This window comes from Mesobacterium pallidum (assembly GCF_019966535.1).
GTDB lineage: Bacteria > Pseudomonadota > Alphaproteobacteria > Rhodobacterales > Rhodobacteraceae > Mesobacterium > Mesobacterium pallidum.
The window spans coordinates 75,079-89,557 of the sequence record NZ_JAIMID010000015.1; the positions used below are offsets into that span (position 1 = coordinate 75,079).

Below are 14,479 nucleotides of genomic sequence, written 5' to 3' on the forward strand. Positions count from 1 at the left end.
GCCCTAGTCCTTCAGCGGGCCGTAGCGGTTGCCGTAGCCCTCGAGCAGCTCGTCCAGCACGTCGCGCAGGCGCCGGGCGGCATGGGGGCTCATGATCACGCGATGGGCGATCTCGATCTCGAAATCGCCCTCGGTCCGGTCCCAGTTCTGGTTCAGGCCAAAGTTCAGCACGACCTCGTCCCGGGTCGAGGTCGCGTTGCAGACGTTGCAGTAGCTGCTTTTCATCCGGCTGGTGTCCAGCTTGATGCGCCGGTCGGCGGGCGTGGTCGGGCGGTCGGTCATTCCTGGTCCATCGGGTCGGAGCCGTCCAGCAACGCGGCGTGCCTTGGCCGCGCCCGGCGGGTCGTGTCCCGCCCAGCTTGACGCGGAGAGAGCGAGGAGGCAAGCGCCAGCGCGGCCAGCGGCGGCAGGCTGACGCGGTCGCCGGCGTCGGTGACGGCCTGTGCGGCGGGGGGCAGGGCGGCCTCATCGAGCTCCGACACCTCCTCAAAGCACAGCCGGGTGCGGGGCCGGGTGTCGGGCGCCGGGACGGGCGCGGCGCGGCTGTCCAGCACCTCCTGTGCCGGGCGTTTGACGAGGCGGAAGATGTCGCCCGTTTCGAGGTCGGGCGTGCCGGGGACGGTCAGGCAGATCTCTCCTTCCGGCCCGGGTGCATCGGGCGGCGGCGGGGTGGTCAGCCCGTTCAGCCGCCAGCGCTGGTCCGGGTCCGCCAGGTCGGCGGCGCGCCCTTCGAAACACAGGCCGATGCGCGCCGCGCGGCCGGTGGCGCCCGCGCCTGCGTCCTCGGGCACGAGGCACAGCTCGACCGGGCGGGAATAGGTGTAGGTGATCAGCCGATCGTCGCCGCGGACAAAGCTGTCCGGCTGTCCGCCCATCATGAAGGCGGGCAGTCCGGCCTGGCCGGGGCCGGTTGCCTCGGAGCCGAAGATCGTGGCAAAGGCCGCCGTCAGGCCCGAGCCGCGCGTCCCGGCCTGCGCCTGCGCAGTGGGGAAGGTGGGCGTGACGGTGCCTCCGCCACCGCCCGTACCGCCACCACCGGTGCCGCCACCACCGGTGCCACCGCCGCCCGTACCGCCACCGCCCGTGCCACCGCCGCTGACGCCCGACAGGCGCAGCGCGTCGGGATCGACGCGGAACCAGGCTGACAGCCCCTCCATCGCCGCCGGGTCCAGCGTGTCAAAGAGCGCCGCGTCGCCGTCGGTCGCGCTGGCATCGCCATCGGCATCGCCAAGCAGCGCGGCCAGCGCCAGCACCCGGTCGCCCGACAGGCGCTGCTGGCCGAGGCTTTGCGCCACGCCGTTGATCTCGACCACCGAGACGCGCAGCGGCTGACCCATCGCGCCGTAGGCGGCACCGTCCAGCATGCGGCCCAGCACCCGGCCAAGCTCCAGCCGTCCCGCATCCGGCGGCGTATCAAAGGCGATCCGGAACCGCGCCATCCCGCTGGCCTGCGATACAAGCGTGACCTCGACCCCCGAAAGGTCCGACACCAGCCCTTGAACCGTCATCAGCGCATGGTCCCAGCCCAGCTCGATCACCATGGACCGCAGCCCGCCGGATTGGTCGAGCGCCAGCTCGAGCCCTTCGCCCTCGGGGCCAAGCGCCTCGCCCGGGGCCTGCACGGCCTCGTCCAGGTGCAGCTGCACCGGGCTCGCGGCCACGGTAAAGGCGGTCTCGTAATAACCCTGCGCGCCATTCGACAGGGCATCCCAGCGGCTTTTCCAGCCGAGGTCGCCGCCGACCAGGCGCAGACGGTAGGTGCCGGGCGCCATGCCCTCGCCCGTCGCGATCAGGGCAAAGCCCATGTCGTCGGCATCGGGGATCAGGCTGCCGCGGATCGGCACGCCGGCGGCGTCGATCAGCAGCACGTCCACCGGCTCTCCCGGACGGTCGGCGGTGCGGTAAGGGTTCGGCAACCCGGTGTCGATGGGCGCGTTGAACCGGACGTTGACGCCCCAGGGCCCGGCCGTGACCGAGGTGACGAACAGCCCCGGCGTCTCGACCGGCAGGGTGGCGGTCAGGGTCGCCGTCGCGCTGACGCCGTCGCTGCCGGTCAGGGTGACGGTGTAGGTGCCGGGGGCGGCATAGGTGTGGCCGGCCGAGGTGGCCGCGGGGTCGAGCATGTCTTCGCTGCCGTCGCCCCAGTCGATCCGCAGCGTGGCGCCGGCGAAGTCCACATTGGCCAGCGACAGGGCGACGCGCACCTCTTCCTCGACCACCGCGCGGGCGGGGGTTTCGAGCGTGAGTTCCGGCGTGGTGCTGCCTTCGGGCGTCACGGTGATCGTGATGACCTGCTCGGCCGTGCCGCCCTTGCCGTCGCTGACGCGGACGCGGATGTCCTGCGGCCCGCTGCCGGTGGCGATCCAGGCCAGCGCGCCGCTGTCGCTGACTGTGACGCCCGCCGGGCCATCGACCAGCGCAAAGGTCAACGGGTCGTCATCGGCATCGGCGGCGGTCAGTTGCAGGCTCAGCGCCTCGCCCGCGCGCAGGGTGGCACCGGCCGAGGTCAGGAAGACCGGCGCGTCGTTCACCGGGGTCACGTCCATGGTCACAGTGGCGGGCAGGCTGGTCAGCACCGCGTCGCTGGCGGTGAAGGCAAAGCTGTCGGTGCCGTTGAAATGTTCGCCCGGGATGTAGCGGAAGGTGCTGCCGTCCACCCGCACCAATGCGCCGTTCTGCGGCTGGCGGGCGATGGCAAAGCGCAGCGCGTCGCCCTCGGCGTCACTGGCGAGCGGGGCGAGGTCGATCAGCAACGGGGTGTCTTCGGGCGTCGTGACGCGCGTCGCCGTGACCACGGGGGGCGTCGTTTCCTCGGGCAGGGGCACGTCGAAGGCCAGGCCCTGCACCTGCGCCTCGGCATCCTCGGCGCCAAAGCCGATGAGGTCGAGCGACAGCACCAGCTGCGCCCCGGCGCCGATGGCCGAGAGGTCCACGGTGATCCGCCGTTCGATGAAACCGTCCCCGGCCAGCACGGGGCCCGAGGCGGTCAGCCCGGCGGCCAACCGCAGCGTGCCGTCGGCCTGCAGGTTCAGCGCGGCATCGGTGTTCGTCAGCCCCGGCAGCACGGTCAGCGGGTTGCCCACCGCGCTCAGCAGCGCGATCTCGAAGGCGTCGGGCACTGTGCCGGGCCGCGCCACCATCCGGGTGCGCAGGGTAAAGGCCAGCTCGGTCGCGCCCTCGGGCACGGTATAGGTGCGCTGAGCGGCGGTGCGGGCGCTGTCGCCTTCGGCCAGGGTCAGCCCCTGCGCCCCGCGCGTGACGTCGCCCAGCACGTGCCAGCCGGTATCGGCCAGCGGGACCGAGCCGGTGAAGGGCGCGAAGGCATAGTCGCGGTTCGGCCCGTCGCCGTCGTCTTCCAGCACGCTCGCCGCCCGCGCCTCGCGCAGGAAGGCGGTCAGCCGGTCCACGTCGACCGCGTGCAAGGCATCGGGGTTGTCCGAGGCCAGCCGCAGGATGTCGCCCAGCGGCCCGCTGATGTTGAAATTGTTCTGCACGCCCATGAGGCCCGCGTTCGGCAGCTCTGCGCCCTCGTCGAAATCGTAAAGGTCGGGCAGGCCCAGCGTATGGGCGATCTCGTGCGCATAGCTCCAGGCCGCGATCTCGGCAAAGGCGGCGGCGGCATCGAACCCGTCCGCGCCGCTTTGCGCGACGAGGGCGCGGAACATCGCCTCGGGGTCGAGCACCACCGCATCGCCGTAGCGGTCGAGGTTGAAGAGCTGGTCAAGCAGGAAGAGCCGCTCGGCCCGGGTCATCTGCGCCGTCTCGGCGGGGTCCAGAAGGCGGTCCAGCAGCGCGGTCGTCTCGGCATCTGCCCCGGGGTCGGCCGGGGCGAAATCGTACCTGGCAAAGCCGAGACGGCTGGCGGGCGTGATGCCGGAAAGCCGCGCGAGCACCTTGTCGAGCTCTTCGGCGGTCTCTTCCTCGAAGGTCTCGGTGGCGGCGCTGGCCGCGTCCAGCTCGGCCTGGGCCTCGCCCGCGGCCTGGGTGACCTCGGCCAGAAGCGCGTCGTAGGCGGGATCGTCGGGCGCCGTCTCGACCAGTCGCGCCAGCAGCCCGCCGACCCGGTCCATAGCGCCCTGCATCCCCGCGAAGACGGCCGAGAGGCCGTCGATACTGGCGTTGATGGCACTCGTGAGGTCGGCGGCACCGTCCAGCCCGGCACCCTCGGCCGCGCCGCCGATGGCGCCAAAGCGGTTGACGGTCTGCGCCATGTGCACCGTCTCGTGCTGGACCTGCAGCATCTCGCTGTTGAACTCGGTCAGCAGCGCGCGGGCGTCGGCCTCGGTCGCGGCGCGGGCCCGGAACGGGGCCAGCTTGCTGTCGGCACTGTCCGAGACCGTCGCGCGCAGCACGTCAGAGGTGCCGCCGAACTGGTCGCGCAACTGCTGCATCTGCGCCTCGCCCCGTTCGCGCAGTGTGCCGGCGGTGGAGCCGTCGGTGATCGCATCGGCCGGCGGGCCGCCGACCTCGGTCCGCACGCGGGTAAAGATGTCGCCGGCGCGGTCCAGCTCGGCCTGGCCGGCCTCGTGCACCCCGGCCAGGTCGTTGACCCGCGCGGCGAATTCGAACGAATCCACCTCGCCGCCAAGGATGTCGCCAAGCAGGTCCAGCGCCTCGGAGACCGAGCCGCGCAGCCCGCCCAGCGACTGGTGATAGGGGTTGGCGGCCGAGCCGTCGGGGCTGGCCGCGTCGCCCAGCAGCGCGTCGATGCTGGCGACCAGCCCGCTGGCGTCGAGCGCATGGTCCCCCTGCGGCCCGCCGGTGACCGAGCCGGGCGACGAGAGCGCATCGACGATGCTGTGCCGCAGGCTGTCGCTGATCACGTTGCCGTCGCGGTTGAGGAAGGGCGAGGTGGCGGCGAGCCCGGACAGTTCGCCCTGCACCGCACCCATGAACCCGGCCAGCGCATCCCGGTCGCCGCCGGCGATTCGCGTGCTGTCGGTCAGCCAGTCGCCCAGGCCGGTCAGCTCGCCCCCGGTGTCGTAGGCGGACGCGATCACCGCGTCGAAATCCGCGAAGAGGTCGGCAAAATAGTCGCCGGCCGACACGTCCTGGCTGCCGAAGTCGCGCATGATGTCTTTCGCGGCGTCGTTGGCCCTGCGCGTGGTGTCGACCTGCTGCTGGATCATCTGGTCCAGCTGCTGGGTGCGGCCCTCGATCTCTTGCTGGCGGCGGGTCATTGCCTCGATCTGGGACGTGAATCCCTCGAGCAGGCGATGTTCGGCCTCGGTCGCGGTCTGTTCGTTGATCTCGCCGGCCCGGGTTGTCACGTCGGTGCGATAGGCGTCGGACTGGCTCTGGTGGGCCATTTCATGCGCATGGAGGTCGAGCGTGGTGTCGTCCCACCAAACCGTAAATTTCTGCGCCTCGGTAAAGGCCCGCGCGCCCTGCGCTTCGATCGCCTGCCGCGTCGCTTGCTCGATCTGGATCGACGAGGCGTCCAGCACCTCCTGCCTGAACCGGTCCAGCGAGGATTGCAAAGCCGCGTTGTCGGCCGCGAGTGCGGTGCTGCTGGCGCCACCTTCGGCCCGGGCCTGCGCGCTGTCCTCGCCGCCGAAGACCGCGTCGTAATTGGTCAGCAGCGTGTCGAAGCGTTGAAGCTCGCCCTGCACCTGGCCCAGCGTCGTCGCGCTGCTTTCGGTCACGTCGCCAAAGAACGCCTGCATCTGCGCGGCAGCGGCCGGATCGGTGGACAGCGCCTCGCGCAGGCTCATCCCCGAGGCGCCCAGGCTGGCGCTGTCGGTGCCCGCCATGCCCTGTCGCAGGATCGCGGTGAAATCCGACAGCGCGGCATTGCCGGTGCTGCCGTACCCGGCCTGCGGCTGGAACGTGCTGCCGGTGCCAAGGCCCGCCGCGCCGATCAGGCCGGTCAGCCGGCCGCGCGCATCGTTCATGCGCTCCAGCACCGCGTTCATCTCGTTCAGAACCTGCACCTGCTCGGCCGTCTGGGCCTGCGACTGCGAGACCAGCGCGCTATGTGCGTCCAGCAGGCCCGTGAGCGATTGCGCCTGTCCGGTAAGCGCGGCGTTGAGAGCGCCAAGGCTGGCGCCGGCGCTGGCCAGCATCCCGCCATAGGCGGTCGCGTCGCCGTCAGCGGCGGCCACGATCTGCTTGAGCGCGGCGGTCTCGGCCTCGAAGGCGGCCATCTGCGCCGAGAACCCGGCCGAGACCTCGGCAAAGAACGCCTCGGTCTGGTCGGCCAGCGTGGCATAGGCGGCCATCTGGTCACCTTCGGCGATCAGCGTGCCGGCGGCATCGCCCATCGCCTTGTCGAACCGCTGCGCTGTCTCCTCGAGCTTGGCGGCCTCGTCCTCGATCGCCTCCTGTGCGGCGCCTTTGGCCTCTTCGGTCGCCTCTTCGCTGGGATCGGGCGGCACGTCGAGCGTGGCGGCATCGGCCGCGCCCGAGGTGAAGGCCCAGTCAAGGCTGCCGTCCGCCGCTTCGCTGAGGATGAAGGACGTGGCGCCCGGGATCGCCAGCATGGTCTGCACCGCCTCGCGGATGCGCGACTGCACCTGGCTCCAGCCCGCGTCGGTCAGGCCCTCGAAAAGCGCGGCGAAACTGTCCACCGGGGGCTCGTCGCCGGCCTCCCAGCCCTCCAGTTCGCGCAGGGCGGTGAGCTGTTCCTCGACCGCCGCCTTGAAGCTGTCGAGGTCGAGGTTGATGACCTGCGTCGGCACGGCCCGCCCCTCGAGGTCGACGCCGCCCAGGTCGCCGCCGTTCCATTCGAACCTTATGCCGGCGGTGTCGATCAGCCCGTCCGCGATGGCCGCACCGGCGCCCAGGTAGGCCGGATCGAAGAGAAAGCGCAGCGTGCCGCCCTCGGGCGTGTCGGTCTTGAAATAGCCGCGCCCGTCCGTGGCATCGACGCTTGCTTTCAGCTCGCGCGCGCCCGACAAGCTGCCGTGCACCGGGATCTCGACATAGCGCGTGGCCAGGTTGGCCCCGGCCGCATCGGCATTGGGCGCCAGCGTGATCTTGCCGTCGGTGCGGTCGTCATCCCCGGCCTCGACCAGGTAGAAGAGGTTGCCGCGCTTGGTCTTGACCCCCGCTTCGCCCTCGATCGACCAGACCATGTCCAGCTCTCCGGTCAGCATGGCCAGGCCATCGGGGCCCAGCAGGCCGTCGAGCCGGCTGGGCAGCACCGACGCCTCGAGCGACAGCTCGGCAAAGGCGCCGCGGGGCAGGGTGATCTCGACCGTCAGGGCGCTGTCGCCCGCGCGCATGTCGACACCTTCGGCGGTCAGCGCCGCGCCGCCCACTTTCCAGTCGCCCCGCGCCGCGCCCACGGTCAGGAAATCGTTCGCCGGCACGCGGATGCGCAGGGTGACGGTCTTGTCCTCGGTGTTGCGCACGGTGACGGTGTGGCGTGTGTTGGCGCCGGTCGGGGCATCCTCGGCCGCCGTTTCCGGCCGCGCACCATCGTTGAAGAAGATGTTGAGGTCATTGGCGGCGGCGCTGCTGTCGGTCAGCACCAGCCGCCCTTCAAAGCTGATGTTGTCCACGTTCAGCACCAGGTCGCTGTTCAGCTGCGGCTGGCCCGAGACGAACATGTGCGAGATGATCAGCCGCCCGACCTTGCCCTGCACCTCGGGCGGGATCCTGAACATCACCCGGTCCCAGAGCCCGCGATGCTCGGCCGAGATGCGGTCGCTGCCGGCCTCGATCGGCTCGAGCTCGATCAGCGATCCGTTGATCTCGGCCTGCACGCGGATGCGGTTGATCACGTCCGGGAAATCGGCGCGGTCGGTCAGGCCCACCGTCCACTTGGTGTCGATGCCGATCTGGTCCTGGCCCGAAGGGAATTCCAGCGTGTTGTGCACCAGCGCATCGCCGGCCTGGATGCGGAAGCTCCATTCCGCGAACTCGTCCTGGATGTACTTGAGGATCGGCGGCAGCTGGTCGAGCAGTTGACCCACCCGTTCGCGCCCCGCGCTGGTCGTGGGGGCAGGATCGGTCGTCGTGATCTCGGTCTGCTTGAAGATCCGCCAGCGGTTGGCGATGCCCTCGGGCGTGCGGTGGACGCTGTCGGCGCCGTTGCGGCGTACCTCTTCGCGCAGCCGGTGCTGGAAGTCGAGCCGCTGCGCCGCCTTCAGCCAGCGTCCTTCGGCCTTTTTCAGCAGCGTGTCCCAGGTCTTCTGACTGGTCACCGCGTCGAAGATCCGGGTGTCGAGCGTGTCGAGGTCGGTGAAGGCCTCCCACATCTCCTGCAACTCGCCGGTCTTGAGCTTGTAGAGGATCGAGGCAAGGTCGGACAGGATCGACCCGGCATTGCCGGTCTCGGCGCCGACGCCCGACGGAGCGTCCCCGCCGCTGAGCACGATGGGCTCGGCGCCCGGCTCGGGCGTCAGGAACAGCCCGTTCAGCAGGCGGCCGATGTCCTGCGCCATCGACTTGGCCTCGTCCAGCGTGATGCCGGCCTTGGCCTGCAAGAGCAGGTTGGCGATCCGTTCGACCGAGAATTCCAGCGCCAGCGAGGACAGGCCCGGCACCGGGATGGCCATGGCGTGGGTCGCGGCGTCGAAGCCGTCCAGCTCCGGGTTCGGTTCGAACCAGCCGGCAAGCCCGCCGCCGTGGTAGGACCAGCCCGCCACCTCGTAAAGCGACCGGCCCGGCAGCGGCGCCCGGCCAAAGAAGGGGCGGAACGAGGCCTCGAAATCGCCGTTGAACACGTCATCCAGCACCGCCTTGCGGTCCGGGTCGGTTGAGTTGTTGTAGGTGACCGGGTCGTAGCCTTCGCGCAGGGTCTCGCCCACCGTGCTCTGCGCCTCTCCCAGCTTGAGGCCGCCACCGAGCGAGGAATAGAACCAGCCGGTGCCGACGCCTTCCCAGTCGTGGCCGGTGTTCGGCGCGGTCAGGGCCCTGTAGGCGCCGGTGCTGAGGCCGAAGGTGCCCAGCTGTTCCTCTTCGCGGGCGACGTACCAGCTGCGCAGGTTCTTTTCGAACCCGGCCACGTTGGTCTTGATGTTCTCGGCCGAGGGTGGCTGGTCGCCTTCGTCGTTGTAGAACCGCGCCAGCTTGCCGATGTCGAACGACACGTCGCTGAAGAAGGGGATGGAGGCGCTGTAGGCCGTCTTGACCTCGGCAAAGCGGTCCTGCAACCCGCGCCAGATGTTGTCGGGTGTGCCGCCGGCGCCGGTAAAGGTCTGCGCGTTGATGTCGGCGGTGCCGAGATACCAGCCAACCGCCCGCGCGTTCAGCGTGCCGACGCCCAGCCCGTACTGGTCCGGATTGAAGAAACCGATCTTGATGTTCGGCACCGCGTCGTCCTCGAAGAACCCGGGCCGGCCGTCGAGCAGCATGTTCACGTCGGCGGTCAGCACCGCCCCGCCGATCGAGGTGAAAGAGCTGACCTGATCCTTGTTGGCGGCGGTCTGGTAGTAGTTGTCGGCGTAATCCACGCCCTTCCAGTTGACCACTGCCGGGTCGCGGAAGTTGGAATAATCGATCTTGTCGAAGCCGACCCATTTGACCACGCGGCGGGTGTTCTCGATGATCTGCTCGACCTTGGCGGCCAGCCGCGCGAACCGGAAGCTGTGGATCGTCAGCGGCCCGGTGACCGCGGCGGTCGCGCCTTCGCTCACCACCGTGACAAAGGCCGTTCCGATCCCGAGCGTGTAGAAGCCGACCTTGGTCAGCGTCGACATCTTGCCGATCAGCTCGAGATACTTGTCGGTATTGACCACCATCTGCGGCTGCGGCGTGGTGATCGGGTCGATGGTCGTGACATGGACATGGCCCAGGTTGTCCTCGCCATAGCGGGTCATCAGGCGCTGCACGATCTCGGAATTGACCGAGGCGCCGCGATCCTGGCCGATGAAGTGCAGCGGCGATTGCAGCGTGCCCGAAAGCGCGGTCTCGAGCGCGACGATGTCGGCGTAGAAGGCATCGGCCGCCGCCTCGGCAAAGCCGCCGTCGTTCGACACGCTGGCGTCGATCCAGTCGGGGATCAGCACCAGCGAATTGGCGGTCCGCGGATCGCCGTTCAGCGCGACCCAGTTGCCGACCCGCCGGGAGTCCGTGCCGCCGTTGCCGAACTGCGGATCGTACAGCATCGCGACGCCGCCCGAATTCTCGGCGATGGCCAGCGCCAGCGCGTAGACCGGGCTTTCCTCGAGCACGCCGCCGATCAGCGGCGCGCTGAAACCATGGGTCACCACCGTGACCCCGGCATAGCGCGCGCTGCCCTCGGGCTGCGGGCTTTCGACGAAAAAGCTCGCCTCGGCGTATTCGGTCTCGTGCTGGTCGTCCTTGGCCTGGCGCCGGACCTCGACGCCCCAGTGGTATTGCTGGCCGAAGGTCAGCACCGTGTCCTCGGGCAACTCGATCCGGGTCAGCCCGTCCTCGCCGGTGATGGCCTGCATCTCTTCGGGGGTAAAGCGGCGCGTGAAGACCCGGTTGCGGTTGCCCTCGACCGTCAGCAGGTCGGTGCCCGAGGTCACGTCGGTCCAGCCCAGCAGCTTGAGCGCCTCGATCTGCTCGGCCGTCGTCTCGCCCGGGAAGAGGCCCTGCGCCGGGCCGGCGGCCGAGACGGTGACGATCAGCTGCGACACGTCCTCGTAATCGAGCACCTGGAACACCAGCGTGGGCGTCTCGAACGCGCCGCCGCCCGGGGCATAGGGCGCCAGCCGGATGCGGTTCTTGGCCGCCGTCACCTCGGTCTCGCCGGTGACGCCGGCGGGGGCGAGGTTGATCGAGTTGCGCCGCTGGGTCACCCCGTTGACGATGCCGCCGGTGACGATGGGGGCGTAGCGTTCCCAATCCTCGGGCGTGCCGAGGATCTCGATATCCTCGAGCCCGTCGGAATAGCGGAAGACACCGTAAAGCGCGCGTTCGTCGACCTTGAGCGACACGGTGCCGATGCTGCGGCCAAAGGTGCTGGTGCGGCCGGTCTCGCCGAAATCGTCCAGCGGGAATTCGTAGAGCCGGTTGAAGAGCCCGTCCGCGTCGCGGTCCTGGACCAGGCGGATCAGCTCGTCCATCGCGGCGATGTCGTAGACCAGCGCGGTGCCCAGCCGGCCGCCGGACATGATCAGCTCGCCCCCGTCGGCGGTAAGCCCCAGGTCGGTGCCCCAGCTTTCGGGAATGCCGCGCGTGGCGGCGATCACCTTGATGCCGCCGCTCTCGCCGCTGCCGGGGCCGGTGGCGCCCGTGCTCTCGAGCAGCCCGGTGACCACGGCGATGTTCGACCCCGCCGGGTTGAAGTACCGGTGCGAAATGGTCGGGAAGGTCTCGGCCGCGAGGTTGGGGTTGCGGTCGATATAGCGCCAGTCGTAGCGCCGTTGCCCCAGCACGTAGCCCGTGCGCCCGTCGCGGGAAAAGACGATGTCGACCGGGTCGGACACCGCGAAGGGGTCGGTCAGCGTGTTCGGGTCCTCGTCCAGCGGGAACTGGAACGGCGCGACCTTCTCGCGGACCCAGGTGCCGCCCGCGTCGCGCATGAGGACGATGATCGAACCGGCATAGCCCGCGCCGTTGAAGCGATAGCCGTTGTCGAGGACGATCGCCCGGACCAATCCGTCATCGACGCCGAAATGGGTCTGCACGCCGCGCGGGTTGCGCAGGAAGATCCCGCCACCGTTGTCGCGGGCGCCGAACTCGGCCCGAAGCGCCGGATCGTCCGGCGTGCCATCTGGGCCGGCCATGGGTTGAGTCGTGCCCAGCAGCGCGAGGTCAAAGATCGCCACCCGCCCGTTGCCCTGGTTGCCCGCGTCGCGGTCGGTGGTGCTGTCCTGGGTGACGACGAGCTGTTCGAAATCCGGGGTCAGCGTGGCCTTGAGGTTGACCCAGTCCCTGCCCAACGACCGGCTGCCCAGCACCCGGTGATAGGTCGCCGGGTCGTTCGGGTCGGTGCCGATGATGTAGACCAGCGAACTGGCGCCGTCGAAGGCGTAAAGCCGTGTCCCCGCTGCGTTCAGCAGGATGTCGGAAATCCGGGGCGCGCCGGGAATGTCGATGGTGTTGATCCCGTCGCGGAGCACATCCGCGTCGATCTGCCAGTTGATGACGGCATCCACCACCGCGATGGCCCCGGCGCGTTCCAGCCCGACATAGATCCGCGCCCCGTCGGGCGACATGACCAGCTGCCGCGGCGCCGTCGTTGCGCCGTCGCGCACCGGGGTGCCGTCGGGATTGAGCTTGCCGATGGGAATCCGCGCGATGAGCGAGGTGCGCGTCTCTTCCGAATCCGGGTCGGGGTAGGGCAGTTCGCGCAGCACGACCAGCTGGTCGACCAGCCCTTGCACGGTCGCGACCTCGGTGTCGTCCGGCTGTTCGATCCCGCGTTCGACCGCCAGGTAGCTGTTGCGGTAATCGGCGGTGACGCGGGCGACGGTCGACAGGCGGATCTTGAGATCGCTGACCGCGCCCGACACGTTGTTGCCTTCGGCGAACCGGCTGATCCCGTCCAAGAGGTCGGTGGCGGTAAAGCCGGTGCTGGGCTTGGCGATGCGGTACTGGTTGACCGCCACTGTGCGCGGCGGCGTGACGCTCAGCACCTGCTGGCCGTCCTCGATCCGCCCCTCGGCGCGGACCGCCACGCCGTAGGAACTTTCCGAGAAGACGTAAAGCTCGGGCGAGTCGCTTTCGATCGTGCGCAGCAGCAGTTCGCGCAGCTCTTCCTCGGGGAAGTCGCCAAAGACGATGTAGCTGGGCGCGCCGCCCTCCGCGGTGTCGTAAAGCTTGTTGCCCGTCACCTCGAACCGCGGTCCGGTGACAAGGTTGCTGCCTTCGGCGACATCTGTGTTCAGCTTGACGGTGTAGCCCGTCACCTCGGGCAGGTCGCCGAAGAAGTCCGTGAAATTGGCCGTGCCGACCATCGAGACGCTGTAATTGGCCGCCTCGGCCGCGATGGTCAGGATGGCCGAGCTGATGAAATCCAGCGTGTCGCCGTTGAACAGCGTGGTGGTCAGCTCGGTGATCGTGCGGGGCAGGTTGACGACAAAGTTCGCGCCCGCGTTCAGCGCGCCCATCATCACGCCGCCGCCCACGCCGTTGGTCACGAAGGCCGAGGATTGCACCGCGTCCGAAGCGCCCTTGGCCTTGACCTGGACCGAACCCGAGACCTCGCGCACCTCGGAGGGGTTCACCTTGAACACCGCCATCTGCCCGTTCGACGTGGCCCCGATGTGGGGCGGAGAGGCCGTGCGGGCAAAGCCGTTGGCATCCACGTAGCCGGAATCGATCTCCTGGTAGCCCTTGGCGATCGTGCCGTCGGGCATCAGGAAATCCGAGATGTGGTAGAACAGCACCTCGTCGCCGGGGTCGAGGTCGGTGGGGATGGCGAATTGCGCCGGGATCCACATCGGCGCATTGCCCGCGTCGAAATCGAAGGCGGCGGCGAATTCGAACCCCATGCCCTCGGGCACCGGGTCCGCGGCCAGCTGATCCTCGGTCAGCGTGGTCATGGTGACGGTGACGTCGCGGTTCAGCGCGCCGGCCGCGATGGCGACCTGGTAGCCATCGGCATTCTCGACGATGCCGCCGTGGGCGCCCACGGGAATGGCATCGCCAACCGTGGCGGCCGAGACGGTGACCGGCACCAGCACCTCGGTCGCGCGGAAGAGCACCTGCACCAGCGTCTCGCCTTCGGCAAGGCCGATGATGCGGCCGTCCGGCGTGACCTCTGCGATCTCGCCGTTGACGACATAGGCCTGCACCTCGTCCGCGCGGGTCTGGATCACGTTCTCGCCGTCGAGGTCGAACAGCAGCAGCTGCCGCGCCGCACCTTCGGTGATCATCACCGCGTCGGGGTAGACATCGGCGCCATAGGCGATCAGCCCTTCGTCATAGGCGCTCAGCTGCCCGACGCGCACCACCGTCGCCGCCGTCACCGCGCCGCGATGGGCCTGCAGGGTGGTGTAGCCGTCGCTGCGCCCCTCGAGCTGGCCGCGCGTCATGCCCGCCACGGCCGGATCGGCGAAGTCGAGCGTCACGTAGCCCTCGGGCAGGGCGACCGAGCCGCCATCGGCAAAGGTGCCGGTGACGCCAAAGTCCATCCGCATCCCGTCAGCCAGCGACGGCGCGCGGGTCGAGAAGGCGATGCTTTCGAGGGCCGCCTGGCTGATGTCGACGGCCAGTGTCTGTTCGGCCGACCAGCGGTAGCCGTCGCTGGCGCGGATCATGATGCGGGCCGGATCGGTGCGCCCGGCCTCGGGGGTGAACAGCACCGTGCGGCCATCGGCCAGCAGCGTCGCGGTGCCGCCCACGGCGCCGGTCACCTCGTAGAACACCGCGTCGCCTTCGGGATCGCCGGTCATCGAGCCCAGGTCGATGCGGATGCCAAGGTCGGAATAGGTCTTTTGCCGCGCCGGGGTGACGATGGGGGCAAGGTTGGCCCGCAGCCCGTAGTTCTGCAGCAAGAGCGCCCGGTCACGCGCATCGCGCAGCCCGTCGCCGCTGATGTCGCTGGGCGCGGCGTCCCAGAGGCCAAGGTCGGTGCTGTCCACGCTGCCGTCGCCGTTGACGTCGCCCGCCGCAC

Annotated in this window: 2 protein-coding genes (1 of these 2 cut by a window edge); both read right to left on the reverse strand. The window is 69.5% G+C overall.

Annotated features, from left to right (window positions below; translation table 11 throughout):
• Positions 1–3: 3 nt before the first annotated feature.
• Positions 4–282, reverse strand: coding sequence for a DUF3467 domain-containing protein (locus tag MF270_RS19715; RefSeq protein ID WP_238367498.1), 279 nt, complete (start codon positions 280–282; stop codon positions 4–6).
• A protein-coding gene (locus MF270_RS19720; RefSeq protein WP_238367499.1) for a CARDB domain-containing protein crosses the window boundary here: on the reverse strand, positions 279–14,479 show its 3' end. 20,560 nt of this gene lie beyond the right edge of the window; only the last 14,201 of its 34,761 coding nucleotides appear in the window; the start codon falls outside the window, past its right edge; its stop codon occupies positions 279–281. Before MF270_RS19720 ends, MF270_RS19715 begins: the two co-directional genes overlap by 4 nt.